Origin of the sequence: Streptomyces sp. NPDC059787 (genome assembly GCF_042732315.1) — a bacterium.
Lineage (GTDB): Bacteria > Actinomycetota > Actinomycetes > Streptomycetales > Streptomycetaceae > Streptomyces > Streptomyces atrovirens.
The window spans coordinates 1-26,697 of sequence record NZ_JBHWHX010000073.1 but is presented as its reverse complement, the minus strand read 5'-3'; the positions used below and the strand labels follow the sequence as shown (position 1 = coordinate 26,697).

The following is a 26,697-nucleotide window of genomic DNA, read 5'->3' as shown; positions in this document are numbered from 1 at the left end:
GGGCTGAGTTCCAGTCGAGGAGCGGGGTCCGGGGCGGAGCCCCGGGTTCGGGACGGGAAGGGGCGGCGGGGGCGACTTCCAGCCCGTCCGGCGCGAGTCTGGCAGCAACCACTGACACTCCGTCCTGTCTTTTCCGTGGCCACTCGACACCTGGTCGACAGATTCCGTCGCGTAACCAAAAGGCAACAACGGAATCACTTGTTGGAGCCCACTCGTTCTGTCAGGATCGGCACTCAAATCGAGCTGGAGCCACGCCGCCCCCCTCGGGGACACGGAGGAGAGCGACATGCACAACCCGGGCAGCACCACCCCGGAACGGTTTCCCGCCCAGGACCGGTTCGCGGACGGCGCGCAGTTCATCGCGGGCCGCCCGGCGAAGGGCACCTCGGGCCGTACCCACACGGTCGTCGACCCGGCCACCGGCACGGAGGTGTACACGTACGAACTCGCCGGCCCCGACGACGTCGACGCGGCCGTCGCCGCCGCGCGGGAGGCGTTTCCGGCCTGGGCCGGTGCCACTCCCGGTGAGCGCTCCGACGCCCTGCACCGGTTCGCCGCCGTCGTCGCCGACCGCGCGGAGGACTTCGCCCGCGCGGAGTCGCTGCAGTGCGGCAAGCCCCTGAAGCTGAGCCGCGAGTTCGACGTACCGGGCACGATCGACAACATCGCCTTCTTCGCCGGCGCCGCCCGTCATCTCCAGGGCCAGTCGGCCGGCGAGTACTCCGGCGACCACACCTCCTACGTCCGCCGCGAGCCCATCGGTGTCGTGGGCTCCATCGCCCCCTGGAACTATCCGCTCCAGATGGCCGCCTGGAAGATCCTCCCGGCGATCGCCGCGGGCAACACCGTCGTCCTCAAGCCCGCCGAGCTCACCCCGCTGACCTCGCTCCTCTTCGCCCGGGCCGCCACCGACGCCGGAATCCCGGACGGTGTGGTCAACATCGTCACCGGCACCGGCAGGGAGGCGGGCGAGCACCTGGTCGGCCACCCCGACGTGGCCATGACCTCCTTCACCGGCTCCACCGCCGTCGGTAAGCGGGTCGCCGAGATCGCCACCGCCACCGTCAAGCGCCTCCACCTGGAACTCGGCGGCAAGGCCCCCTTCGTCGTCTTCGACGACGCCGACCTCGACGCCGCCGTCCACGGCGCGGTCGCGGGCGCGCTGATCAACACCGGCCAGGACTGCACGGCCGCCACGCGCGCGTACGTGCAGCGCCCGCTCTACGAGGCGTTCGTCGAGCGCACCGCCGCCCTGATGGAGACCGTCCGGCTCGGCGACCCCTTCGCCCCCGGCACCGACCTCGGCCCGATGGTCTCGCACGTCCAGCGCGACCGGGTGGCCGGTTTCGTCGACCGGGCGCGTGCCTACGCGCGCGTGGTGACCGGCGGCGAGGCACCCCTGGGCGAGCTGAGGGACGGCGCGTACTATCGCCCCACCCTCATCGCCGGCGCACCGCAGGACAGCGAGGTCGTGCAGTCCGAGATCTTCGGTCCGGTGCTGGTCGTCCTGCCCTTCGACACCGACGACGAGGGCATCGCGCTGGCCAACGACACCCCGTACGGGCTCGCCGCCTCCGCCTGGAGCCGGGACGTGTACCGCACGGGCCGCGCCACCCGCGAGATCAGGGCCGGGTGCGTGTGGATCAACGACCACATCCCGATCATCAGCGAGATGCCGCACGGCGGATCCAAGGCGTCCGGCTTCGGCAAGGACATGTCCGCCTACTCGTTCGAGGAGTACACGCAGGTCAAGCACGTCATGTTCGACAACACCGCGGCGGTCCGCAAGGACTGGCACCGCACCATCTTCGGGGACCGATAGCAGCCAGGCCGCCCGACCCGCGGCCACCCTCCCGAAAGGGCACCACGCGCATGGAGCAGTACGAGCCCGACCGCCTCTCACCGGCCCAGGTGGCCGCCATGCGGCGCAGCCTCCGCACCGGCAGGGCGGCCCTGTCCCGCCGTTCCCTGCTGCGCGCCTCCGCGGGCGGCGCGCTCGCGGCCGGCGGACTCGGCGCGCTGAGCGGCTGCGGCATCCCCGCGGCCGGCAACACCCAGGGCGGTGTCTCGGCGGAGGACCACTCGAAGGAGGAGAAGTCCGTCAACTTCTCCAACTGGACCGAGTACATGGACGTCGACGACAGCGGGCGCGAACACCCCACGCTGGACGCGTTCACGGAACGTACCGGCATCAAGGTCGGGTACACCGAGGACATCAACGACAACACCGAGTTCTTCGGCAAGATCAAGCCGCAGCTCGCCGCGGGCCAGGACACCGGCCGCGACATCATCGTCCTCACCGACTGGCTGGCCGCCCGCCTGATCCGCCTCGGCTGGGTGCAGAAGCTGGACCCGGCCAATCTGCCGCACGCCTTCGCCAACCTGTCGCCCCAGTTCCGCAGCCCCGACTGGGACCCGGGCCGCGCCTACTCCTACCCCTGGCAGGGCATCGCGACCGTCATCGCCTACAACAAGAAGGCGCTCGACGGCGTCGAGGTGAGGACCCTCTCCGACCTGCTGGACAACCCGAAGCTCAAGGGCCGGGTCGGGCTCCTCACCGAGATGCGCGACACCATGGGCCTGACCCTGCTCGACATGGGCAAGGACCCGGAGAAGTTCACCGCGGACGACTACGACGCGGGGATCGCCCGCCTGCAGAAGGCCGTCGACAAGGGCCAGATCCGCCGCTTCACCGGCAACGACTACACCGCGGACATCAGCAAGGGCGACTTCGCCGCCTGTGTGGCCTGGGCCGGAGACGTCGTCCAGCTCAAGGCGGACAACCCGGACATCGACTTCCTGATCCCCGACAGCGGCTACATGATGTCCAGCGACAACCTGCTGGTCCCCAACAAGGCCCGTCACAAGGCCAACGCCGAGCGGCTCATCGACTACTACTTCGAGCCGAAGGCGGCCGCGGAACTCGCCGCCTACATCAACTTCGTCTGCCCGGTCGAGGGAGTGAAGGACGAGCTCGCGAAGATCGACGAGGACGCGGCGAACAACCCGCTGATCCTCCCCGACCAGGCCATGCAGGCCAAGTCCCGTGCCTTCCGCTCCCTGAGCGCCGAGGAAGAGACGGAATTCGAAGAGAAGTTCGCGAAGCTCACTGGGGCGTGACGAGATGAAGACGACCGAAGACACCACCACGGCCGGCCACGGCGGCGGGGACGTCCGCCTCACCGGCATCGGCAAGACGTACGGCTCCTTCACCGCCGTACACCCTCTGGACCTGACCGTGCCGCAGGGCTCCTTCTTCGCCCTGCTCGGCGCGTCCGGCTGCGGCAAGACCACCACCCTGCGGATGATCGCCGGCCTGGAGGAGCCCACGAGCGGCACCGTCCACCTCGGCGACCAGGACGTCACCGCGCTGCCGCCCTACAAGCGGCCGGTGAACACGGTCTTCCAGTCCTACGCCCTCTTCCCGCACCTCGACATCTTCGAGAACGTCGCCTTCGGTCTGCGCCGGCGCGGCATCAAGAGCGTGAAGAAGCAGGTCGAGGAGATGCTGGAGCTGGTCCAGCTCGGCGAGCAGGCCCGCAAGAAACCGCACCAGCTCTCCGGCGGCCAGCAGCAGCGTGTCGCGGTGGCCCGCGCGCTGATCAACCACCCCAGGGTGCTGCTGCTCGACGAGCCGCTCGGCGCCCTCGACCTGAAGCTGCGCCGTCAGATGCAGCTGGAGCTCAAGCGCATCCAGACCGAGGTCGGCATCACCTTCGTGCACGTCACGCACGACCAGGAGGAGGCCATGACCATGGCCGACACGGTCGCCGTGATGAACGCCGGCCGGGTCGAGCAGCTCGGCTCGCCCACCGACCTGTACGAGAACCCGCGCACCACGTTCGTCGCCAACTTCCTCGGCACCTCCAACTTCATCGAGGCCGAGATCGACACCAGGTCCGGCGACGAGATCGTCCTCAAGGCGGGCGGCGGCAAGCTGGTCCTGCCCGGGGCCCGCAACAGCGCGCCCACGGCGACCGGCGGCAAGGTGCTGGTCGGGGTGCGCCCGGAGAAGATCTCCCTCACCCACGCCGACGACGCCGGCGGGATACCCGCGGGCCGCAACCGGATCACCGGCCGGATCGCCGCCTCCAGTTTCATCGGCGTCTCCACGCAGTTCGTCGTCGACAGCCCGGTCTGCTCCGACTTCGAGGTCTACGTCCAGAACATCGACCGCGACGCCCGGCTGGTGCCCGGCGCCGAGGTGGTCCTGCACTGGAACCCGGCGCACACCTTCGGCCTGGACGCGGCGCAGGACATCGACGCGGGTGTGGAGACCGGCGAGGAAGAGGTCGCCTGATGGCCACGGTCACCCAGGCGCCGCCCGTGGCGCCCGCCCCGGAGACGAAACCCCCGAGCAAGCCGCGCAGGCGGGGCCGCTGGACGCCGTATCTGCTCCTGCTGCCCGGTCTGCTCTGGCTGTTCGTGTTCTTCGCGCTGCCGGTGATCTACCAGGCCTCCACGTCCGTGCAGACGGGCTCCCTGGAGGAGGGCTACGAGGTCACCTGGCACTTCGCCACCTACTGGGACGCGCTGTCCGACTACTGGCCGCAGTTCGTCCGCTCGGTGCTCTACGCGGCCTCCGCGACCGTGCTGTGCCTGCTGCTCGGCTACCCGCTGGCGTATCTGATCGCCTTCCGCGCGGGACGCTGGCGGAACCTGATCATGATCCTGGTGATCGCGCCGTTCTTCACCAGCTTCCTGATCCGCACCCTCGCCTGGAAGACGATCCTCGCCGACGGCGGCCCGGTGGTCGACGCCCTGAACACCCTGCACGTCCTGGACGTCACGGCCTGGCTCGGCTGGACCGCCGGCGACCGGGTGCTCGCCACCCCGCTCGCGGTGGTCTGCGGTCTGACGTACAACTTCCTGCCGTTCATGATCCTGCCGCTCTACACCTCCCTGGAGCGCATCGATCCCCGGCTGCACGAGGCCGCGAACGACCTGTACGCCAGGCCGTCGACCACCTTCCGCAGGGTCACCTTCCCGCTGTCGATGCCGGGCGTGGTCTCCGGCACGCTGCTGACCTTCATCCCGGCGTCCGGCGACTACATCAACTCGGATCTGCTCGGCTCGACCGACACCCGCATGGTCGGCAATGTCATCCAGTCGCAGTTCCTGCGGATTCTCGACTATCCGACGGCCGCGGCACTCTCGTTCATCCTGATGGCCGCGATCCTCGTCGCCGTCACGCTCTACATCCGCAAGTCCGGCACGGAGGATCTGGTTTAAATGACCTTCGTCAATTGGTTCAAGCGTCGCCTCGTCGTCATCGCGGGACTGCTGACCCTCGCGTATCTCCTCCTGCCGAACGTCATCGTCACCGCGTTCTCCTTCAACAATCCGAAGGGACGTTTCAACTACACGTGGCAGGAGTTCTCCACGGAGGCGTGGAGGGACCCCTGCGGCGTCTCCGGACTGTGCGCCTCGCTGTCGCTCAGCCTCCAGCTCGCCCTGTGGGCGACGCTCGGCGCCACCCTGCTCGGCACGATGATCGCCTTCGCGCTGGTCCGCTACCGCTTCCGCGCCCGCCCCGCCGTGAACTCGCTGATCTTCCTGCCGATGGCGATGCCCGAGGTGGTCATGGCGGCCTCGCTGCTCACCCTGTTCCTCAACATGGGTGCCGAGCTGGGCTTCTGGACGATCCTGATCGCCCACGTCATGTTCTGCCTCAGCTTCGTCGTGGTCGCCGTGAAGGCGCGCGTGATGTCGATGGACCCGAGGCTGGAGCAGGCCGCGCAGGACCTGTACGCCGGCCCGTTCCAGACGTTCCTCCGGGTCACGCTGCCGATCGCCGCCCCCGGCATCGCGGCGGGCGCGCTGCTCGCCTTCGCGCTCTCCTTCGACGATTTCATCATCACCAATTTCAACGCCGGCTCGACCGTCACCTTCCCGATGTTCGTATGGGGCTCCGCGCAGCGCGGAACTCCCGTGCAGATCAATGTGATCGGTACGGCCATGTTCGTCATCGCCGTTCTGCTGGTGCTGGTCTCCATGGCCATCGGCAGTCGCCGCAACCGGCAGAAGGCATAAAGAAAGCACTGTAGGGAGTTGAAATCATGGCCCCTGGCGCCATGAGCCGTTGGACGAAATCCCTTTCCGAAGCCCGGCCGGCCTCCTACTGGCTGGACGACCCCGGCAGGCCCGACCCCGAACCCGCCCTCACCGGCGCCGAGACCTGTGACCTGCTGGTCGTCGGCGGTGGTTACAGCGGACTGTGGACCGCGCTGATCGCCAAGGAGCGCGACCCCGCACGGGACGTCGTGCTGGTGGAGGGCCGCGAGGTGGGCTGGGCCGCCTCCGGCCGCAACGGCGGATTCTGCGCCGCCTCCCTCACCCACGGCCTGCCCAACGGGCTGACCCGCTGGCCGGACGAGATCCACACCCTGGAGCGGCTGGGCGCCCGCAACCTCGACGCCATCGAGGAGACGGTCGCCCGCCACTCCATCGACTGCGACTTCGAACGCTCCGGCGAGATCGACGTCGCCACCGAGCCCTACCAGGCGTGGGAGCTCAAGGACTGGTACGAGGAGGTCCGCGCCAAGGGTCTCGCCGACGGCATCGAGTACCTGGACGCCGACGCCGTACGGGAACAGGTGGACTCCCCGACCTTCCGGGCCGGCCTGTACGACCGCCGGGGCGTGGCCATGCTCCACCCGGCCAGACTCGCCTGGGGACTGAAGCGGGCCTGTCTCGACCTCGGCGTCCGCGTGTACGAGCACACCCCCGCCCTCACCCTGAAGCCGTACGGCACCGGCATGGCCGTGCGCACCCCGTACGGACGGGTCCGCGCCCGCGCGGTGGCGCTCGGCACCAACGTCTTCCCCAGCCTGGTCAGACGGGTCCGCTCCTACACCGTCCCGGTCTACGACTACGCCCTGATGACCGAGCCGCTCACCGCCGACCAGCTGGCGTCCATCGGCTGGAAGAACCGGCAGGGCCTCGGGGACAGCGCCAACCAGTTCCACTACTTCCGGCTCTCCGCCGACAACCGGATCCTGTGGGGCGGCTACGACGCGGTCTATCCGTACGGCGGCCGGGTGCGCGCCGAGTACGACGACCGGCCGGAGACCTACGCCAAGCTCGCCGGGCACTTCTTCACCTGTTTCCCGCAGCTGGAGGGCGTGCGCTTCACCCACGCCTGGGGCGGCGCGATCGACACCTGCTCCCGCTTCTCGGCGTTCTTCGGCACGGCGTACGCGGGGAAGGTGGCGTACGCGGCGGGGTACACCGGTCTCGGAGTCGGCGCCACCCGCTTCGGGGCCGAGGTGATGCTGGACCTGCTGGCGGGGGAACGGACGGAGCGCACGGAGCTGGAGATGGTGCGCAGGAAGCCGCTGCCGTTCCCGCCGGAGCCGTTCGCCTGGACCGGCATCGCCCTCACCAAGTGGTCGCTGGCCAGGGCGGACGCGCAGGCCGGGCGGCGCAATCTGTGGCTGCGGACGATGGACCGGCTGGGCCTGGGCTTCGACAGCTGAGCCGCCGCACCCAGGGTGTCGTGTGGATCAGGCCGGCTCCGGTGAGCGGTGCCTCACAGCCGAGCCGGGCGGGGGCCGGTGCCGTGTGCCGCGAGGCGGAGGAGGGCACCGGGCCCGCGACCCCGGCAAGATCCACACGGCGCCCCCAGGCCTCCGGGCCGGTCAGCCGGTACCGGTTCGGGGGTCGGGGCCCCCGGCGGGTCTCCGGCGACCGCCCCGGCCGGCCAGCAGCCACAGGCCGATCAGCAGCGCCGCGCCGAGGCACCAACTGGCCGCCACGTCCAGCGGCCAGTGGTAGCCCCGGCGCACCAGCCCGAACGAGGCGCCGGCGACCAGGACGGCGCAGGCCGCGACGAGCAGGCGACGGACCGCCGCCGACCGCAGCAGCGGCAGGAGCAGCAGTGTCGCCGCGCCGTACGCCACCACGGCGGTGGCCGTGTGCCCGGAGGGGTAGTAGCCGACCGCCGGGGGCACGGCCGGGGTGCCGGGGCGGTCGGTCCACTCCTTCAGGGGCGCGACCAGCGCCGGCACCAGCACCATCGCCAGGGCCCCGGCGGCGGGCGGCAGCCACCAGCGGTCCATACCTGTGGCACGTCCGCGCCGGGCGACGTACGCCAGTGCGATCACCAGGACGGGGAGGGCGACCTGGACGTTGCCGAGGTCGGCGAGCAGTTCGGAGGCCCGGTCCGGATGGACCAGCTCCCGGCTCAGCCGCTCGTCGAGGCCAACCAGCGGGCCGTCGGCGACGACCTGCCAGGTGATCAGCGCGAAGAGGAGAACGGGCGGTCCCAGCAGCAGCATGGTGCACAGCTTCGCAGGTGAGGGCCCGGCGTACGCCGAAGGGCCGGCGCAAAGGGGGGGTATGCGCCGGCCCTTCTGGGAACGGCTTGCCGTAGAGGTGCCCGGACGGCCGTCCGGACCGGAACGTCGCGCGCCCCGGGGGGTTTGGGGCGGGCGACCGTCCGATCATGAGGAGACCCGAAGCCTTCAGGCCCCGGTTGTGTGCGCGAGGGCACGACCAGGTCGAAGCTGGGGAGGCCCCGGCCTGAAACCACCCACAGTCCCCTGTGGGCGGGGTGTATCTCTCATCCGTGCAGAAACCTACGGCAGGGGGTGGCCCCGCGACAGGGCCGACGGGCTCCTGTCATCCACCTCGCACACGTTCTTCACACGCTCTGCCGCTCGCCGGCCCCGGCGGTCCGGGGCAGGCGGCTCACCTGCCCCGATGCCGGCTCAGATGCGCGCGAACGCCTGCTCGATGATGTCGAGGCCCTCGTTGAGGAGGTCCTCGCCGATGACCAGCGGGGGCAGGAAGCGCAGCACGTTGCCGTAGGTGCCACAGGTCAGGACCAGCAGACCCTCCTGGTGGCAGGCCTTGGCCAGCGCGGCCGTCGCCTCGGGGTTCGGCTCCTTGGTGCCGCGGTCCTTGACCAGCTCGATGGCGATCATCGCGCCCCGGCCGCGGACGTCGCCGATGACGTCGAACTTCTCGGCCATGGCGGTGAGGCGGGTCTTCATGACGGCCTCGATGTTCTTCGCCCTGGCGTTGAGGTCGAGCTCCTTCATCGTCTCGATCGCGCCGAGCGCGCCCGCGCAGGCGACCGGGTTTCCGCCGTAGGTGCCGCCCAGGCCGCCGGAGTGCGCGGCGTCCATGATCTCGGCGCGGCCGGTGACGGCGGCGAGCGGCAGGCCGCCGGCGATGCCCTTCGCGGTGGTGATCAGGTCGGGGACGATGCCCTCGTCCTCGCAGGCGAACCACTGGCCGGTGCGGCAGAACCCGGACTGGATCTCGTCGGCGACGAAGACGATGCCGTTGTCCGCGGCGAACTCGCTGATCGCGGGCAGGAAGCCCTTGGCCGGCTCGATGAAGCCGCCCTCGCCGAGCACCGGCTCGATGATGATCGCGGCCACGTTCTCGGCGCCGACCTGCTTGGAGATCTGGTCGATGGCCTGCGCGGCGGCCTCCGGGCCCGCGTTCTCCGCACCCGTCGGCCAGCGGTAGCCGTAGGCGACCGGGACGCGGTACACCTCGGGCGCGAACGGGCCGAAGCCGTGCTTGTACGGCATGTTCTTCGCGGTCAGCGCCATGGTGAGGTTGGTGCGGCCGTGGTAGCCGTGGTCGAAGACGACGACCGCCTGGCGCCTGGTGTACGCACGCGCGATCTTGACGGCGTTCTCGACGGCCTCGGCGCCGCTGTTGAACAGCGCGGACTTCTTGGCGTGGTCGCCCGGCGTCAGCTCGGCGAGCGCCTCGGCGACGGCCACGTAGCCCTCGTACGGCGTGACCATGAAGCAGGTGTGGGTGAAGTCGGCGAGCTGGGCGGAGGCGCGGCGGACGACGGCCTCGGCGGAGGCGCCGACGGAGGTCACGGCGATGCCGGACCCGAAGTCGATCAGCCGGTTGCCGTCGACGTCCTCGATGATGCCGCCGCCCGCGCGGGTGGTGAACACGGGCAGCACGGAGCCCACGCCCTGCGCGACCGCGGCGGTGCGGCGGGCCTGCAGCTCCTGCGACTTCGGGCCGGGGATGGCGGTGACGACGCGGCGCTCCTGCGGAAGTGCGGTCATGCGGGGCTCCTGGGGGGTGTTTCGGACGCTTGCGTTCTTTTCTCGCAGGCTAGGGCGGGGAGCGGGGGGCGGGCATGCTCCATGTGGGCGTTGTGCGGAGGGCCGGGTTGTCCGTGGTGGACAACCCCGCTGCGGGCGGTCGTGCCTCCCCTGGCGCCTCAAAGGCCTGGGAGGTGTCCCCGGGGCGGGGCGGGTCTCACTCGCCCGCGTTCGCGGGGTGCCGCTGCGCCCCCTCCCCCGCTCCCGGCTTCGCTCGAGCGGGAGGGAGGCACGACTGTCCGCGGCTCGGGCCGCGTATGCGGTGAACTCGCCCTGTCAGGGCGTTAGATTGACTCGCTGATGGCGGATGGAGCGGCAGCTCAGGGGGCAAGGGCGATGAACAGCGACGGTACCCAGGACGCACGGGGCACGCATGCCGACCCCGTCCCGCGCCCGGCGGGCCCACCGGACGTACCGACGGCGCCCCCACGCCCCACAAGGGCCCCGGGCATGCCCCCGCCGCCCGACGGCTCCGCGTTCCTCGCCTGGCTCCGCACCCCCCGCCCGGAGGCCCTCCCCGGCGTATGGCGGTTCGGCCACCGGCCGCGCCCGGAGGAGGAGCCGGAGCGCATCCCGGGACGCCAGCTGCTCAGCGGAGCCCTGATCGCGTTCCTCGTCGGCTGGCTCATCTGGTCGCTGCTGTGGAACGGCTACCTCGGCGGCTGGTGGCTGCTGCCGCTCTACGCGATGATCCCCGACTCCTGGGCGGAGCCCCACAGCTTCGGCGCCGTCGTGGTCGTCTACGCCTACTACGTGCTGATCGCCGGGATCATCATGGTCGGCGTGGGCCGCCTCGGCCGCTGGAACGAGATCTGGCGCCGCTACGGTCCGCCCGCCTGGCGCCGTGGCCCCGCGCGGGACCAGCGCCCGCCCGCCCCCGAGGCCGACCCCGCCACCTGGCCCGCCCTCCGCGCCGCCGGCGCCACGGACGCCGCCGAGCGGCTGGCCGCCGACGCCCGCGCCGGGCTGATGCGGGACGTCGACCAGGCCCGTATCGCCCGCGCCTGGCAGGGAGTACGCAACGGCCGGCACAGCCTCGCCACCTTCACAGGGGCCGTACTCCAGGAAGGTGCAGCCGCCTGCGCCCACCCCTCCGGTGCGCGCGACCTGCCCGCCCGGCAGGCCCGCCACGACCTGCTCACCGGGCAGGTGCGGCTCGGCACCACCGCCGACGACCCCCGCAACCCCTACGCCTACCGCGGCACCGGCCTGGCCCTCGGCCCGGAACTCCTCGGCACCTCGCTCCTCGCCGTCGGACCGGCCGGTTCCGGCAAGACCGGCGGTGTCGTCCGGCCGCTCGCCGAGTCGCTGTGCCTGCACGCGCTCGCCGGGAAGGCCGCCGTGGTCGTGGTCGGCGCGGCGGGCGCGGGGCTCGGCGAGAGCGACGCGTACGACGTCGTCGTACGGATCGGCAATCCCGAGTCGGTCTACGACCTCGATCTGTACGGCGGCACCACGGACCCCGACGAGGCCGCGGCCGTACTCGCCGAGGCACTGGTGGGAGACCTGGCGGATCCGCACCCGGGCAGCGACAGCCGCCGCTCCACCACCGTCCTCGCCCAGCTCCTGGGCCCGTTCCGCGCGGTGCACGGCCGCTTCCCGTCCGTCCCCGAGCTGCGGCAGCTCCTCGACGGCGCCCCCGGCCCGCTGGCCGAGCTGCGCAGCGGGCTCCTGGCCGCCGGCCAGGAGTCGCTGCTGCGCGAACTCGACGCGCGCGAGCGGCAGATGGCCCACCCGGGCGATGTCGGCGGCACTCTCGCCGACCGGGTGGCGCTGCTGGACCGGCCGGCCTTCGCGGGGTTCTTCGACACCTCCGGGCAGTCCCGGCCGTTCTCGCTCAAGGCGCTGGACCACCCGGTGCGGGTGCGCGTCGACCTGCCCCAGCGCGGGCACGCGGACGCCTCGCGGATGCTGGCGCGGCTGGTCCTCGCCCAGTTCACGGCGAGCGTGACGGTGCGCGAGGACCGCTCCCTGTTCGCCTGTCTGGTGCTGGACGACGCGACCGGCGTGGTCACCCCCGAGGCCGTGCGGGGCATCCAGCGGCTGCGGTCCGCCAACGCGGGCGCGGTGCTGACGCTGCGCACCCTGGACGACGTACCGAGGCCGCTGCGCGGGCCGCTGCTCGGGGCCACCGGGTGCAGGATGGCGCTGTCCGGTGTCACCCCGTGGGACGGGCAGGACTTCGCCGAGGTGTGGGGCAAGGAGTGGACCGAGGCCCGGGACGTCACCGACCGGCAGATCATCGCGGAGAGCCCGGCGGGCAAGGCGGTGCACGCCCTGCGGCGGGCGATCACGGGCAAGGCACCGACCGCGCGGGCGGTCACCGTGCGGCAGGTCGAGCGGGAGCGGTGGTCGGCGTCGGAGCTGGCACATGCCGTACCGGCGGGCCACGCGGTGCTGTCGCTGACCGACGTCAAGGGGGAGCACGCGCCGCCGCTGCTGGTGGACCTTCGGGAGTGAGCCGGCCGATCGGGGCGGCCGGGGACCGTACAGTGAGGCAGAATCGGCACAGGCCGTTCATACGCGGCGGCCAAAAGATCACCGACTTCTCACACACCCGACGCAGACCCGAAGGCTCAAGGCACCCATGCCCCCGACGCTCGCCTCGCTCGTCCACCACTCCGCGCTCAAGCTGACCGTGCGCGCGGGCGAGGACCGCCTCGACGTGCCGGTCCGCTGGGCGCACGCCAGTGAACTCGCCGACCCCGTGCCCTACATGGAGGGCGGGGAACTCCTGCTGATCACCGCGCTGAAACTCGACGCGGAGGACCGGGAGGCGATGCGCCGCTATGTGAGGCGGCTGGTCGGGGCGGGAGTCGTGGGCCTCGGTTTCGCCGTCGGCGTGCACTACGAGGACATCCCCGACGCCCTCGTCGACGCCGCGCGGGAGGAGGGCCTGCCGCTCCTGGAGGTGCCGCGTCGCACCCCCTTCCTCGCGATCAGCAAGGCCGTGTCCGCCGCCATCGCCGCCGACCAGTACCGCGCGGTGACCGCGGGCTTCGCGGCCCAGCGGGAACTGACGAGACAGGCCCTGACGGAAGGCCCGGAGGGGCTGCTGGCCGCGCTCGCCGCGCAGGTCGACGGGTGGGCCGCGCTGTACGACGCCTCGGGCGCCGTCGTGGCCACGGCACCGGAGTGGGCGGGGCGGCGCGCCGCGCGGCTCACCCCGGACGTGACCCGGCTGCGGGACCGGCCCGCGCCCGCCTCCTCGGTGGTGGCCGGCCCGGAGAACGAGGACCGGGTCGAACTGCACTCCCTCGGCACCGGCCGGCGCCCCCGCGCGGCGCTCGCCGTTGGCACGGCCGCCGCCCTCGGCACCGCCGAGCGGTACGCCGTCCACTCCGCCATAGCCCTGCTCACCCTGACCACGGAACGCTCCCGCTCCCTGCACGCCGCCGAGCAGCGCATCGGCGCCGCCGTCCTGCGCATGCTGCTCGCCGGGGAGCCGGACCACGCCCGCGCGGTGGCCGGGGACCTGTACGGCGGCCTGCTCGACGCGCCCTTCCGGATCATCGTGGCCGCCGGGGGCGAGGCGAACGGGGACGCCCTCGGAGCCCTCGCCGAGGTCGCGGAGTCCGCCGCCGCCCGCTCCGGGGAGGTGGTCCTGGCCGTGCCGGAGGGAAACCGGCTGGTGATACTGGCCTGCGACGGCGGCGCCGCCGTGGCCGCCTGCTGCGACCATGCCGCCGCGCGGGAGGCGGCCCGCAAGGCCGACGACGACGAACTGGTCGTCGGACTGTCCGCACCCGCCGGCCCGATCGCCGCGTCCACCGCCTACAAGCAGGCCGAACAGGCGCTCTCGGTGGCGCGGCGGCGCGGGCGGGTGCTGGTGGAACACGAACACATGGCCGCGGGCTCGGTGCTGCCGCTGCTCGCCGACGACGCGGTCAGGGCGTTCGCCGACGGGCTGCTGCGCGCCCTGCGCGAACACGACGCGACGGGCCGCGGCGACCTCGTCGCCTCCCTCCGCGCCTGGCTCTCCCGCCACGGCCAGTGGGACGCGGCGGCAGCCGACCTGGGCGTCCACCGCCACACCCTCCGCTACCGCATGCGCCGGGTCGAGGAGATCCTCGGCCGCTCCCTGGACGACCCGGACACCCGCATGGAGCTGTGGCTGTCCCTGAAGGCGACAACGACGGAGTAACCCCTCCCAGCCCGCCCGACACCGTCAGCCCGCCCATCCCAGCCCACCCGACCCATCCGGCCCCTCCCCCAAACCGTCCGCCCCTCCTCCCAGCCCACCCGACCCATCCGGCCCCTCCCCCAAACCGTCCGCCCCTCCTCCCAGCCCGTCCGCCCCCTCCCCCCGACCCATCCGGCCCTCCCCAAGCCGCACGCCTCCTCCCAGCCCGTCCGGCGTCTGAGGACAAGGGGGTCCGGGGCGCAGCCCGGGGACGGGACGGGAAGGGGCGGCGGGGGCGAAAAACCCAAAAGCCCACACCCCCGCTCCACCCCGCCAAACCGTAGAACCCCCACACCCCCACCACTACGACTCGGCCAAACTCCACCCCCCACCCCCCGCCCTACCGTGGACGCAGCAACCCACCCGCACACCCCCACCACGGAAGGGCCGGAACCCGCACATGACTTCCACCACCGCCTTCTGGCTCGCCGGCCGCCAGGCCACCGGCGAGACCACCTTCGACGTCACCTCCCCCTGGGACGGCCACACCGTCGGAACCGTGAGCGTCCCCACCGACGCCCAGGTCGAAGACGCCGTCTCCGCCGCCCACGCCGTCCGCGAGGACTTCGCCGCCACCCCCGCCCACACCCGCGCCGCAGCCCTCGACCACGTCAGCCGCCGCCTCGCCGAGCGCACCGAGGAGATCGCCCGCCTGATCTCCGCCGAGAACGGCAAGCCGGTCAAGTGGGCCCGCGGAGAGGTCGGCCGCGCCGTCTCCGTCTTCCGCTTCGCCGCCGAGGAGGCCCGCCGCTTCAACGGCGGCGAGGCCCAGCGCCTGGACACCGACGCCGGCGGCCAGGGCCGCCTCGCCTTCACCCGCCGCTTCCCCAAGGGCGTCGTCCTCGGCATCGCGCCGTTCAACTTCCCGCTGAACCTGTGCGCCCACAAGATCGCCCCCGCGATCGCCGCGGGCGCGCCGATCATCCTCAAGCCGGCCCCCGCCACGCCCCTCTCCGGCCTGATCCTCGGTGAGCTGCTCGCCGAGACCGAGCTGCCCGCCGGTTCCTGGAGCATCCTCCCGGTCCCCAACGACCGTATGCCCGCCCTGGTCCAGGACGAGCGCCTCCCGGTCATCTCGTTCACCGGCTCCGAGACGGTCGGTTACGCGATCATGGACTCGGTGCCGCGCAAGCACTGCACCCTGGAGCTGGGCGGCAACGGCGCGGCCGTCGTCCTCGCCGACTTCGCGAGCGACGAGGACCTGGACCGGGCCGCGCAGCGCATCGCGACCTTCTCCAACTACCAGGGCGGCCAGTCCTGCATCTCCGTGCAGCGCGTGATCGCCGACGCGTCGGTGTACGACCGGCTGCTGCCGCGCATCGTCGCCGCCGTCGAGGCGCAGGTCACCGGCGACCCGAACGACGACGCCACCGACGTCGGCCCGCTGGTCAGCGAGGCCGCCGCGCAGCGCGTGGAGTCCTGGGTCGACGAGGCCACCGCCGCGGGCGCCACGCTGCACACCGGCGGCAAGCGCGACGGCGCCTCCTACGCGCCGACCGTGCTCACCGACGTACCGGCCGAGGCGACGATCTCCTGCGAGGAGGTCTTCGGACCGGTGCTGACCGTGCAGAAGGTGGACGGCGAGGCGGCGGCCTTCGCGGCCGTCAACGACTCCAAGTACGGCCTCCAGGCAGGCGTGTTCACGCACGACCTGCAGACCGCCTTCCGGGCCCACCGGGCCCTGGAGGTCGGCGGTGTGGTCATCGGTGACGTGCCGTCCTACCGCGCCGACCAGATGCCGTACGGCGGCGCCAAGCAGTCCGGTGTGGGCCGTGAGGGCGTGAGGTTCGCGATGGACGACTACACCTACGAGCGGGTGATGGTCCTGACGGGCCTCGCGCTCTGACCCACCCGCGAAAGGCCGACGGCCCGAGCCCGTTGTGCGGGGGCTCGGGCCGTCGGCCCTCGAACGACCGGTGTGGTCAGCGGAAGGCGGGAGCGGTGACGGCCGGGCGGTGGGCGCCGTAGTAGTCCTCGTCCTCCCAGCTGTCCTCCTCGCTGTTGATGGCGGCCACGACGCCGATGGCTATCAGGACGATCACGGCGATGCCGAGGACGAGGCCGATGATGCCCGTGATCAGGCCGGCCTGGGCCTGCCCGTGGTTGTCGGCCAGACCCTGCTCGGCCTTCTGGCGGCCCTTGATGCCGAAGACGATGGCGAGGACGCCGAGGACGACGGAGACCACGCCGTACAGGCAGAACAGGCAGCAGGCCAGGATGCCGAGCACCATGGCCGCGACGCCCATGCCGTTCTGCCGCTGGCCCGGCATGCCGGGCCAGCCGTAGCCCGGCGGGTAGCCGGGGTATCCGTAGCCGCCGGGTGCGCCGGGGCCGTTGGGCGCAACGGGCGGCGGGGGCAGCGCGGAGCCCTGGGTGTCGAAGGGCGCGGCGCCGCCCGGGGGCATGCCCCCGGCGGGCGGGGCGAAGCCGGCACCCGGCATCCCGGCGATGGTGGGCTGGTTGTGCACGGACGGCGGCTGCGGCGCGGACAGCCCGTCGGCGACGGTCGGCGTGGCCGGTGACTGCGGCGGCCGGCCGGCGCCGGACGTGCGGTCCTTGTCCAGTGAGGGCCTGTCCTCCGGGGCCGCCCAGGGGTCGTCGGCGCCCGTGTCCCCGCCCGGCTGCGTCGCGTCCGTCATCTGGAGTTCCCCCTCGGCCCTCGATCGTCCGGCCATGCTACGGCTCCGCCGCTCCGTACCGCCCCGCGCCCCCTTTCCCGACCGCCTACGATGACCCCGAGTCACCGATCAGCCGATCATCCGCGTCCCGCCGCTCGCGCGGTCGAAGGGGCGCCGTTCCGGGGAGGAACCTTGACCGACCGTCTCGTCGAGCCGCGCGTCCCACGCGATCTGCACGCCTTCATCGCCGGGCTGCCCAAGGCCGAACTGCATGTGCACCACGTCGGGTCCGCCTCCCCCCGCATCGTCTCGGAGCTGGCCGCCCGCCACCCCGACTCCAAGGTCCCCACCGACCCCGAGGCCCTGGCCGACTACTTCACCTTCACGGACTTCGCCCACTTCATCGAGGTGTACCTGTCCGTCGTCGACCTGATCCGCACCCCCGAGGACGTACGGCTGCTGACCTACGAGGTGGCCCGTGAACTGGCCCGGCAGCAGGTGCGGTACGCCGAGCTGACCATCACCCCGTTCTCCTCCACCCGGCGCGGCATCGACGAGCGTGCCTTCATGGACGCGATCGAGGACGCCCGCAAGGCGGCCGAGACCGAGTTCGGGACGGTGCTGCGCTGGTGCTTCGACATTCCCGGTGAGGCCGGACTGGAGTCCGCCGAGGAGACGACACGGCTCGCCACCGACGACCGGCTGCGCCCGGAGGGCCTGGTCTCCTTCGGTCTCGGCGGGCCCGAGATCGGCGTGCCCCGGCCGCAGTTCAAGCCGTACTTCGACCGCGCGATCGCCGCCGGGCTGCACTCCGTACCGCACGCCGGCGAGACCACGGGACCGGAGACGGTGTGGGACGCGATCAACGAGCTGGGCGCGGAGCGCATCGGGCACGGCACCAGCTCCGCCCGCGACCCCAAGCTGCTCCAGTACCTGGCCGAGCGGCGCATTCCGCTGGAGGTGTGCCCCACCTCCAACATCGCCACCCGCGCGGTGACCGACCTCGACGAGCACCCCATCAAGGAGTTCGCGCGGGCCGGCGTCATCGTCACCGTCAACTCCGACGACCCGCCGATGTTCGGCACCGACCTCGACAACGAGTACGCGGTCGCCGCGCGGCTGCTGGAGCTCGACGAGCGGGGACTGGCCGACCTGGCGAAGAACGCGGTCGAGGTGTCCTTCATGGACCCGGCCGGCAAGGCGCGGCTGGTCACCGAGATCGACACCTACACCGCGTCCTGGCTCGACTCCTGACCACCCGCGAAGGGCCGCCATGCAGAACGTGACCGCCGTGGCCCACCGCGGCGACCCCTACCGCGTCCGCGAGAACACCCTCGCCTCGCTGCGGTCCGCGTTCCACCGGGGCGCGGACGCGGTGGAGATCGACGTGCGCCTCACCCGGGACGGCGTCCCGGTGCTGCTGCACGACGGCACGCTGAAGCGGCTCTGGGGACACGACCGCCCGCTGCCGTCGCTGTCGTGGGAGGAGGTGCGCGGGGTCACGGACGACGGGGTGCCCACGCTCTCCGACGCACTGGCGGCGACGGACGGCGGCCGGGTGATGATCGACCTGCCCGGCGCGCCGGACGTCCGCGCGGCGCGCCGGATCGTGGACGCCGTGCGCGAGCGGGGCGCCCAGGACCGCGTGTACTACTGCGCGGGCGCCGCCGCCATGCTCGCCGTGCGGGCGGCGGACCCGTCCGCCGAGATCGCGCTCACGCGTACGACGCTGGCACCGGCCCGCGCCGGTCTGCTGGAGGCGGTCCGTCCGCGCTGGCTGAACTACCGCTTCGGCCTGGTCGACCGCGCGCTCGCGGACCGTGTCCACCACGCCGGTTGTCTGCTGTCCGTCTGGACCCCGGACACCCGCCGCTCCATGCGCCGCCTGCTGGCCCTGGGCGTCGACTCGATCACCACCAACCGCATCGACGTGCTGTGCGCGCTGCGTGCGGACGGGGGCCGGCCGGGGCGGCAGGCACCTTAGGGGCAACCCCTGACAACTCCCCTGCTTACCCAGGGGAGTTGGTCGGGGGTGCGCCAGGGCAGGCGCCCTCCCTGACGACGATCCGGAGGCGGCCCGCACGGCCGGAGGATGACCACGTCCTTCCGCCGAACTCCCCCGAGGAGCCACCGATGCACGCCCGCCGCCGTACCGCTCTTCTCGCCGCCTCCCTCGTCCTCGCCCTGGGCGCGGGCCCGCTCGCCGCGCCCGCGTTCGCCTCGCCCGCCCCGCGGGCGCCCGTGTGCAGTACCGCACCGTCCCACCAGGCGTTGTGCGAGGCGATCGAGGGGCTGCCCGACGGAGACACGACCGCCGCGCTCGTCCGGCTGGGCGGCACCGAGGTTTCCTGGCAGGGCAGTTCGGGGGTGCGGGACCTGGTGAGCGGCCGGGCGGCCGACCCGGACGCGCGGTTCAGGGCCGGTTCGACGACCAAGGTGGTGACGGCGGCCGCCGTCCTCCGGCTCGCTTCCCGGGGCGAGGTCGATCTCGACGCGTCGATCGAGCGCTACTTGCCCGGTCTGCTCGGCTCCGGCTTCAAGAAGCCCGTCACCGTGCGGAACCTGCTGAACCACACCAGCGGCATCCAGCCGGGCGTCAGTTGGGGCAACACCTTCGAGGAGCAGTACGCGCACCGCTACGACACGCTCACCCCGCGGCGGGTCGTGGAGTCGGCCGTCGCGAAGGGACCGGCGTTCGACGCCGGTGAGCAGCAGCAGTACCTCAACATCAACTACACGGTCCTCGGCATGCTGATCGAGAAGGTGACCGGGCACTCCTACGCCTCCGAGGCCACCCGGCTCGTGCTGCGTCCCGCCGGGATGCGGCACACGTACTTCCCCGGCACCGACCCCCGCATCCGCGGACCGCACCACCACGGCTACCAGGCGGTGTCCCAGCCGGACGGGACGAACCGGCTCGTCGACGTCACCGAGTGGAACGTGGCCGACCGCTGGGCGGCCGGGGACATGATCTCGACCACCGCCGACCTGGAACGGCTCGTCACCGCCCTCTTCAGCGGGCAGATCGTGCCCGAACCGCAGTTGCGGGAGATGTTCACGGTCCCGGCGGGCATCGAGGGCGCCGCCCACAGCGCGGGTCTGACCCGCTGGGAGCACGAGGGCACGGTCTACTGGCTCAAGAGCGGCGCCCGCCCCGGCTACAGCACGGCGATCGCCGCGACCGAGGACCTGAGCTTCACCCTCGTGTACTCGCTCTCCGACACCGACGCGAAGGACACGACCTCGAACCCGGTCGCCGACCGGATCCGGCAGGCCGCCCTCAAGTAGCGAGGGCGGGTGCCGCGTCCGGCGTGAGCGCCTCCAGCCGCTTGATCTTCCGGCGTACGGCGTACAGCGGGATCACGCCGAACACCCCGAACGCCATGTCGATGACGCTCCACCAGAAGGGGATGCCCCGGACCGGGCCGCAGACCAGGGCGAGCGGGATGATGCCGGCGCAGGCGATCATGCCGAACTCGACGACCCAGATGTTGCGGACGGGGTCGCGGTAGGGGCCGTAGAAGGCGACCGCGATCACGAGGTGCGCGAAGGCGAGCCAGTCGGTGCCGTAGAGGAGGAAGGGGTACTCGGCGTCGGCGGTGTCGAGCCCCTGGCGTACGCGCTCGATCCAGTCCATGAGGGCGGGGAGGTGCTCCGGCGCCGACAGGGACCGGAGCAGGTCCTCGGTCCAGCGCAGTTCGTGCACCAGCGGAAAGGCCGTGGCGCCGCTGAGCACCAGGCAGACGACGAAGAAGACCAGCCAGGCGCGAATGCCCTTGAGGAGGGCGGCTCTGTCGCTCATGGCAGCAGCGTACGCCGAGAGTTGAACATGTTCAAAAACAGGGTGCGCCTCTGGAGACACGTCGGCCCCGGACGGTGGTGCACCGTCCGGGGCCGACGCTTCGGCACCTATCCGTCGAGCGACGTCATCACGTGCTTGACGCGCGTGTAGTCCTCGAAGCCGTACGCCGAGAGGTCCTTGCCGTAGCCGGACTTCTTGAAGCCGCCGTGCGGCATCTCCGCGACCAGCGGGATGTGCGTGTTGATCCACACGCAGCCGAAGTCCAGCTTCCTGGACATGCGCATCGCGCGGGAGTGGTCCTTGGTCCACACCGAGGAGGCCAGCGCGTACTCGACGCCGTTGGCGTACTCGACGGCCTGGTCCTCGTCGGTGAAGCGCTGGACGGTGATGACCGGGCCGAAGACCTCCTTCTGGACGATCTCGTCGTCCTGGTCGAGGCCGGAGACGACGGTCGGGGCGTAGAAGTAGCCCTTGTCGCCGACGCGCTTGCCGCCGGCGACCACGCGCGCGTGCGCCGGCAGCCGCTCGATGAAGCCCTCGACCTGCTTGAGCTGGTGGGGGTTGTTGAGCGGGCCGTAGAGGACGTCCTCGTCGTCCGGCATGCCCGTCCTGATGTCGGCGGCGGCCTTGGCGAGCGCGGAGACGAACTCGTCGTGGATCGACTCGTGCACGAGCACGCGCGTGGCGGCCGTGCAGTCCTGGCCGGCATTGAAGAAGCCCGCCTCCGAGATGCCCGCGACGGCCTTGGCGATGTCGGTGTCCTCGAAGACGACGACCGGGGCCTTGCCGCCCAGCTCCAGGTGGACCCGCTTGAGGTCCTTGGACGCGGACTCGGCGACGGACATGCCCGCGCGCACCGAACCGGTGATGGACGCCATCGCCGGGGTGGGGTGCTCGACCATGAGGCGGCCGGTGTCGCGGTCGCCGCAGACGACGTTGAAGACGCCCTTGGGCAGGATCGAGCCGAGGATCCCGGCGAGCAGGACCGTGGAGGCCGGGGTGGTGTCCGAGGGCTTCAGGACGACGGTGTTGCCCGCGGCGATCGCCGGGGCGAACTTCCACACGGCCATCATCATCGGGTAGTTCCAGGGGGCGACCTGCGCGCAGACGCCGATCGGCTCACGGCGCACGAAGGAGGTCAGCCCCTCCATGTACTCGCCGGCACCCTTGCCCTCCAGCATCCGCGCCGCGCCCGCGAAGAAGCGGATCTGGTCCACCATCGGCGGGATCTCCTCGGTGCGGGTCAGCCCGATGGGCTTGCCCGTGTTCTCCACCTCGGCGGCGATGAGTTCCTCGGCACGCTCCTCGAAGGCGTCCGCGATCTTCAGCAGGGCCTTCTGGCGCTCGGCCGGGGTGGTGTCGCGCCAGCCGGGGAACGCCTCGGCGGCGGCCGCCATCGCGGCGTCCACATCCGCCTGCCCGGACAGCGGAGCGGTCGCGTACGCCTCGCCCGTCGCGGGGTTGACCACCTCGGTGGTCCGTCCGTCGGCGGCGTCCCGGAACTCACCGCCGATGTAGTTGCGCAGACGACGCAGCTCGGTGCTCACTGCAGGGCCTCCTGGTGTTCCTTGTGGGTGTCCGAGGTGTCTGAGGTGTCTGAGGTGTCAGGAAATGCCTGGTGTCCAACCTCTGAGACACCCACCCTAAACCGACGGCTGACGTTTTCAACACCCCCACCCGCTCCACTCCTGCGAAATCCGCAAGCCGAGACGTCACAGACAACGAATTTCATCGATTGAGCCTTGCGAAACTGTCGATACGTCGTGCACAGTGGCACCGTGGCCAGTCGAAGCGCAGACCCGAAGGACTCCCGCGAGTCCAAGAACGGCGGCGGTCCCCAGTTGGACGCCGTCTCCCTCGCCATCATCGAGCAGCTCCAGGAGGACGGCCGCCGGCCGTACGCCGCCATCGGCAAGGCCGTGGGCCTGTCGGAGGCGGCCGTGCGCCAGCGGGTGCAGAAGCTGCTCGATCAGGGCGTGATGCAGATCGTCGCCGTCACGGACCCGCTCACCGTGGGCTTCCGCCGCCAGGCGATGGTCGGGGTCAACGTCGAGGGCGACGTGGAGTCCGTGGCCGACGCGCTGACCGCCATGGACGAGTGCGAGTACGTGGTGATGACCGCGGGCTCCTTCGACCTCATGGTCGAGATCGTCTGCGAGGACGACGACCACCTCCTGGAGGTCATCAACCGACGCATCCGGGCCGTTCCCGGAGTGCGCTCCACCGAGAGTTTCGTCTACCTCAAGCTCAAGAAGCAGACCTACATGTGGGGAACCCGATAACCGTGAGCACCGACGACCTCAGCAAGTCCGCGTACGACCACCTGTGGATGCACTTCACCCGCATGTCCTCGTACGAGAACTCCCCCGTCCCCACCATCGTCCGGGGCGAGGGCACCCACATCTACGACGACCGGGGCAAGCGCTACCTCGACGGCCTCGCGGGTCTGTTCGTGGTGCAGGCGGGCCACGGCCGCCAGGAGCTCGCGGAGACCGCCTCCAAGCAGGCCCAGGAGCTGGCCTTCTTCCCCGTGTGGTCCTACGCCCACCCCAAGGCCGTGGAACTGGCGGAGCGGCTCGCGCACGAGGCGCCGGGCGACCTCAACAAGGTCTTCTTCACCACCGGCGGCGGCGAGGCGGTGGAGACCGCCTGGAAGCTCGCCAAGCAGTACTTCAAGCTCACCGGCAAGCCGACCAAGTACAAGGTCATATCCCGCGCGGTGGCCTACCACGGCACCCCGCAGGGCGCCCTGTCCATCACCGGACTGCCGGCCCTGAAGGCCCCGTTCGAGCCGCTCGTCCCGGGCGCGCACAAGGTGCCCAACACCAACATCTACCGGGCGCCGATCCACGGTGACGACCCGGAGGCGTTCGGCCGCTGGGCCGCCGACCAGATCGAGCAGCAGATCCTCTTCGAGGGCCCGGACACGGTGGCGGCGGTCTTCCTGGAGCCGGTGCAGAACGCCGGCGGCTGCTTCCCGCCCCCGCCCGGCTACTTCCAGCGGGTGCGCGAGATCTGCGACCGGTACGACGTGCTGCTCGTCTCCGACGAGGTCATCTGCGCCTTCGGCCGGCTGGGCACCACCTTCGCCTGCGACAAGTTCGGCTACGTCCCCGACATGATCACCTGCGCCAAGGGCATGACCTCGGGCTACTCCCCCATCGGCGCGTGCATCGTCTCCGACCGGCTCGCCGAGCCGTTCTACAAGGGCGACAACACCTTCCTGCACGGCTACACCTTCGGCGGCCACCCGGTCTCCGCCGCGGTCGGCATCGCCAACCTCGACCTGTTCGAGCGCGAGGGCCTCAACCAGCACGTCCTCGACAACGAGGGCGCCTTCCGCGCGACCCTGGAGAAGCTGCACGACCTGCCGATCGTCGGCGACGTCCGCGGCAACGGCTTCTTCTACGGCATCGAGCTGGTCAAGGACAAGAACACCAAGGAGTCCTTCGACGCGGACGAGACCGAGCGCGTGCTGTACGGCTTCCTGTCGAAGAAGCTCTTCGAGAACGGCCTGTACTGCCGGGCCGACGACCGTGGCGACCCGGTCGTCCAGCTCGCCCCGCCGCTGATCTCCGATCAGGAGACCTTCGACGAGATCGAGCAGATCCTGCGCGCGACCCTCTCCGAGGCCTGGACCAAGCTGTAGGCCAAACGAGGTTCCGATCTTCCCTTTGGATGATCAACACCGGCCCCGGTGCCGCCCGTTCGAGTGAGAAACGGGTGCCCGGGGCCGTGTGCTGTCCGGCCTCCCGCCGCGGCCTGCCTAGCGTGCGAGTGACCGATCGGCCCTGCCTTCGTTCCCCCGGACGGGGGATTTACCCGAAGAGCGCACGGCATTTCCGATCCGAACCGAGGTGTACGCCATGGTGGCCCCACCGGACAACGACGTGCTCTGGGCGCGAGCCCTGCACTACCGGTACGACGACGGCTCGCCCGGACTGAGCGGGGTCTCGCTCGGCGTCCGGGAGGGCGAGATCCTCGCCGTCGGCGGCCCGCGCGGCAGCGGCAAGACGACCCTGCTGCGCTGTCTGTCCGGCCTGCTGCCCGCCAAGGACGGCGAGGTCTGGTTCAACAGCGTGCCCGTGCACACCATGAGCCCCGTCGCCCGCGAGCGGCTGCGCCGGGACCGCTTCGGCTGGGTCGACCCGGAACCGGTGCTGGTGCCCGAACTGAACGTCTGGGAGAACGCCGCCCTGCCGCTGATGCTGCGCGGCACCGACCGGCGCCGCGCCAGGACGGCGGCCCTGGAGTGGCTGGAGCGCCTCGACATCGGCGACAGGGCCCGCAGGCACCCCGGGGAGCTGACGCAGGCGGAGCGGCAGCGGGTGTGCATCGCCCGCGCCCTCGCCCCGACGCCCTCGGTGCTGTTCGCCGACGAGCCGACCGCCCCGCTGTACCGCGTCGACCGCGGCCACGTACTGCGCACGCTCACCACGGCGGCCCGCTCGCACGGCATCACCGTGGTCCTCGCGACCCACGACGCGCAGACCGCGGCCCTCGCCGACCGCACCGTGTCACTGCTCGACGGGCGGCGGGTGCGCACCGTACATCTGCCGCCGGTCGCCGGGGCGGCCGAGACGGAAGGCCGGGCGGCGTGCTCGCTCTCCGTCTGACCCGAAGCGCCCACACCGCCGTCCAGCTGCGCCGGCTCCTGGTCGCGGCCGCGTCCGCGGGCACGGGCTTCCTGCTGCTCAGCACCCTCGGCCACGCGCTGGGCCACCCCGACCCGGCCTCCTCGGCGCTCCGGCTGGCCTGGTGCGCGGTCCCGCTGGCGGCCACGGTGTACTTCGCGATCGCGGTCGCCCGCACCGATCCGGGCACCCGGCCCAGGCCCGGTCTGTCGGCGATCGGTCTCGGTCCCGCCCGGCTGATGGCGGTCTCCGCGGCCACCACGGCGCTGTCCTGCGCGCTGGGCTCGCTGCTGGCCCTGCTGGTCTTCCTCCAGCTGCGCGGCGACCTCACCGGCATGCCCTCCGACGGCGCCGCGACGGACTTCCTCGCCACCGGACGGCCGCTTCCGCTGCCGGCCGCCCTGACCCTGCTGGCGCTCGTGCCGCTGAGCGCGTCGGCGGCCGTGGCGGTGGCGCTGCGGCCACGTGAGCCGGCGGCGGGCGCGGCCCGCGCGGGGCGGACGTACGGCAGGTTCGGCGCGTACCGGCGTACGGCGGTACGCGAGTCGTTCGGGGCGTACGGACGGTTCGGCAAGCACCTGGGGGCGGCGGCCCGCGGCCGGCGTACGGCCGAGGCGGCGCCGGAGCGGGAGGGCACGGCGGAGGAGACTCCCGGGACGGCCGCCGGCACCGAGCCCGCCGACACCGGGCCCGCCGTGCCGCTCACGCCGCCGTCCGGGCTGCCGTGGGGCATCGCGGTGCTGGCGGTGGGTCTGGCCGTGGAGGCCTTCGCGAGCCGTACGGGCGGCGGGGGCGCGCCGGGTGACCGGCCCTCCGCGCTGCTCGGTCTGGCCCTGACCGCCGTCGGTCTGGCCCTGGCCGGTCCCGGCCTCACCCATCTGTGCGGCAGGCTGCTGCAGACGGTACGGCCCGGCGCGCTGCGGCTGCTGGCCGGGCGGGTCCTGATGACGGAGGCCACGCGCATCGGGCGCCCGCTGGGTGTGGTCTGCGCGGTGCTGTCGGCCGCGTACGCCATGGCCTCGCTGCACGACCGCGAGGACGCCTCCGCCGGCCCGCTCGTCGTGCTCGGGGTGCTGCTGGTGGCCGGCTGCACGACGGCGACGCTGCTGACGGCCGCCGTCGAGGCCAAGCAGGCCCGTGCCGGCACCACCGCCGCGCTGCGGCGCCTCGGGGCGGCCACGGGGACGCTGCGCCGGGCCGCCGTGCTCCGCGCGGGTGCGCTGCTGGCCCTGTTCGGGCCGTTGACCCTGGTCGTGGCCGAGCTGTCGGCGTGGCCGCTGGCCCGCTGAGCTTGGCGTTTAACCTCGCGGGTCACTCGTCCTGCTGACCTGCGGTTCTTCCCAGGACAGCGGAGGCGGCCGTTCTCCACGCTTCG

21 protein-coding genes are annotated in these 26,697 nt (G+C 72.0%); 16 read left to right on the top strand and 5 right to left on the bottom strand.

Annotation, left to right across the window (positions count from 1 at the left end; translation table 11 throughout):
• Positions 1-286: 286 nt before the first annotated feature.
• From ACFV5H_RS36025 to ACFV5H_RS36000, 6 genes are read left to right on the top strand one after another with little or no spacing between them, the layout of a single operon-like run.
• Positions 287-1,822, top strand: a complete 1,536-nt coding sequence (locus ACFV5H_RS36025; protein ID WP_385198956.1) for a gamma-aminobutyraldehyde dehydrogenase — start codon at positions 287-289, stop codon at positions 1,820-1,822.
• A gap of 50 nt (positions 1,823-1,872) precedes the next feature.
• Entirely contained in the window at positions 1,873-3,120 is a 1,248-nt protein-coding gene (locus ACFV5H_RS36020; RefSeq protein ID WP_385058416.1) for a spermidine/putrescine ABC transporter substrate-binding protein, read from the top strand.
• A gap of 4 nt (positions 3,121-3,124) precedes the next feature.
• The gene (locus ACFV5H_RS36015) at positions 3,125-4,300 is read left to right on the top strand and encodes an ABC transporter ATP-binding protein (RefSeq protein WP_385198954.1); all 1,176 of its coding nucleotides are present in this window, start codon (positions 3,125-3,127) and stop codon (positions 4,298-4,300) included.
• The gene (locus tag ACFV5H_RS36010) at positions 4,300-5,232 is read left to right on the top strand and encodes an ABC transporter permease (protein WP_385198952.1); all 933 of its coding nucleotides are present in this window, start codon (positions 4,300-4,302) and stop codon (positions 5,230-5,232) included. Before ACFV5H_RS36015 ends, ACFV5H_RS36010 begins: the two co-directional genes overlap by 1 nt.
• Positions 5,233-6,033: an ABC transporter permease gene (locus tag ACFV5H_RS36005; protein WP_385198950.1), complete on the top strand. Its 801-nt coding sequence runs from the start codon at positions 5,233-5,235 to the stop codon at positions 6,031-6,033.
• Between the two features lie 26 nt (positions 6,034-6,059).
• Positions 6,060-7,478, top strand: a complete 1,419-nt coding sequence (locus ACFV5H_RS36000; protein WP_385058422.1) for an NAD(P)/FAD-dependent oxidoreductase — start codon at positions 6,060-6,062, stop codon at positions 7,476-7,478.
• Positions 7,479-7,640: 162 nt separating this feature from the next.
• Here ACFV5H_RS36000 and ACFV5H_RS35995 read toward each other — a convergent pair whose 3' ends face one another.
• Positions 7,641-8,279: a phosphatase PAP2 family protein gene (locus ACFV5H_RS35995; RefSeq protein ID WP_385058424.1), complete on the bottom strand. Its 639-nt coding sequence runs from the start codon at positions 8,277-8,279 to the stop codon at positions 7,641-7,643.
• Between the two features lie 432 nt (positions 8,280-8,711).
• Entirely contained in the window at positions 8,712-10,046 is a 1,335-nt protein-coding gene (gene gabT / locus ACFV5H_RS35990; protein WP_385058426.1) for a 4-aminobutyrate--2-oxoglutarate transaminase, read from the bottom strand.
• 375 nt (positions 10,047-10,421) lie between these two features.
• Here gabT and ACFV5H_RS35985 point away from each other — a divergent pair, with 375 nt between their 5' ends.
• The 3 genes from ACFV5H_RS35985 to ACFV5H_RS35975 all read left to right on the top strand — a co-directional run bounded on the left by ACFV5H_RS35985 (position 10,422) and on the right by ACFV5H_RS35975 (position 16,114).
• On the top strand, positions 10,422-12,545 hold the full coding sequence (locus ACFV5H_RS35985) for an ATP-binding protein (RefSeq protein WP_385058427.1): 2,124 nt from the start codon (positions 10,422-10,424) through the stop codon (positions 12,543-12,545).
• Between the two features lie 127 nt (positions 12,546-12,672).
• Positions 12,673-14,229 (top strand): PucR family transcriptional regulator, encoded by a 1,557-nt coding sequence (locus tag ACFV5H_RS35980; protein ID WP_385058429.1) that lies wholly within the window; start codon positions 12,673-12,675, stop codon positions 14,227-14,229.
• Positions 14,230-14,668: 439 nt separating this feature from the next.
• A complete protein-coding gene (locus tag ACFV5H_RS35975) occupies positions 14,669-16,114 on the top strand; it encodes an aldehyde dehydrogenase family protein (protein WP_385059687.1) in 1,446 nt (481 codons plus the stop codon).
• Positions 16,115-16,190: 76 nt separating this feature from the next.
• On the opposite strand, the gene ACFV5H_RS35970 is transcribed toward ACFV5H_RS35975, so the two are convergent.
• Positions 16,191-16,907: a DUF4190 domain-containing protein gene (locus tag ACFV5H_RS35970; protein WP_385198958.1), complete on the bottom strand. Its 717-nt coding sequence runs from the start codon at positions 16,905-16,907 to the stop codon at positions 16,191-16,193.
• A gap of 171 nt (positions 16,908-17,078) precedes the next feature.
• Between ACFV5H_RS35970 and ACFV5H_RS35965 the strand changes: the two genes are divergently transcribed.
• The 3 genes from ACFV5H_RS35965 (at position 17,079) to ACFV5H_RS35955 (ending at position 20,174) form a co-directional block, all read left to right on the top strand.
• Entirely contained in the window at positions 17,079-18,140 is a 1,062-nt protein-coding gene (locus ACFV5H_RS35965; RefSeq protein ID WP_385198949.1) for an adenosine deaminase, read from the top strand.
• A gap of 19 nt (positions 18,141-18,159) precedes the next feature.
• Positions 18,160-18,870 carry a glycerophosphodiester phosphodiesterase gene (locus tag ACFV5H_RS35960; RefSeq protein WP_385059311.1) on the top strand — a complete coding sequence of 237 codons (711 nt, stop codon included), beginning with the start codon at positions 18,160-18,162 and terminating at the stop codon, positions 18,868-18,870.
• Positions 18,871-19,019: 149 nt separating this feature from the next.
• Positions 19,020-20,174, top strand: a complete 1,155-nt coding sequence (locus ACFV5H_RS35955) for a serine hydrolase domain-containing protein (RefSeq protein ID WP_385198947.1) — start codon at positions 19,020-19,022, stop codon at positions 20,172-20,174.
• Here ACFV5H_RS35955 and ACFV5H_RS35950 read toward each other — a convergent pair.
• On the bottom strand, positions 20,167-20,688 hold the full coding sequence (locus ACFV5H_RS35950; RefSeq protein WP_385059316.1) for a hypothetical protein: 522 nt from the start codon (positions 20,686-20,688) through the stop codon (positions 20,167-20,169). The two genes, ACFV5H_RS35955 and ACFV5H_RS35950, sit on opposite strands and share 8 nt — an antisense overlap.
• Before the next feature lie 107 nt (positions 20,689-20,795).
• On the bottom strand, positions 20,796-22,235 hold the full coding sequence (locus ACFV5H_RS35945) for a gamma-aminobutyraldehyde dehydrogenase (protein WP_385055556.1): 1,440 nt from the start codon (positions 22,233-22,235) through the stop codon (positions 20,796-20,798).
• A gap of 216 nt (positions 22,236-22,451) precedes the next feature.
• On the opposite strand from ACFV5H_RS35945, the gene ACFV5H_RS35940 reads away from it, so the two are divergent.
• The 4 genes from ACFV5H_RS35940 (at position 22,452) to ACFV5H_RS35925 (ending at position 26,611) form a co-directional block, all read left to right on the top strand.
• Positions 22,452-22,970, top strand: coding sequence for an Lrp/AsnC family transcriptional regulator (locus ACFV5H_RS35940; RefSeq protein WP_344565635.1), 519 nt, complete (start codon positions 22,452-22,454; stop codon positions 22,968-22,970).
• Positions 22,971-22,972: 2 nt separating this feature from the next.
• Positions 22,973-24,337: an aspartate aminotransferase family protein gene (locus ACFV5H_RS35935; protein WP_385055559.1), complete on the top strand. Its 1,365-nt coding sequence runs from the start codon at positions 22,973-22,975 to the stop codon at positions 24,335-24,337.
• A gap of 217 nt (positions 24,338-24,554) precedes the next feature.
• Positions 24,555-25,304, top strand: coding sequence for an ABC transporter ATP-binding protein (locus ACFV5H_RS35930; protein WP_385055561.1), 750 nt, complete (start codon positions 24,555-24,557; stop codon positions 25,302-25,304).
• Complete coding sequence (locus tag ACFV5H_RS35925; RefSeq protein ID WP_385198946.1) at positions 25,286-26,611, top strand: hypothetical protein; 1,326 nt, start codon at positions 25,286-25,288, stop codon at positions 26,609-26,611. The genes ACFV5H_RS35930 and ACFV5H_RS35925 overlap by 19 nt, the downstream gene beginning before the upstream one ends.
• Positions 26,612-26,697: the final 86 nt, after the last annotated feature.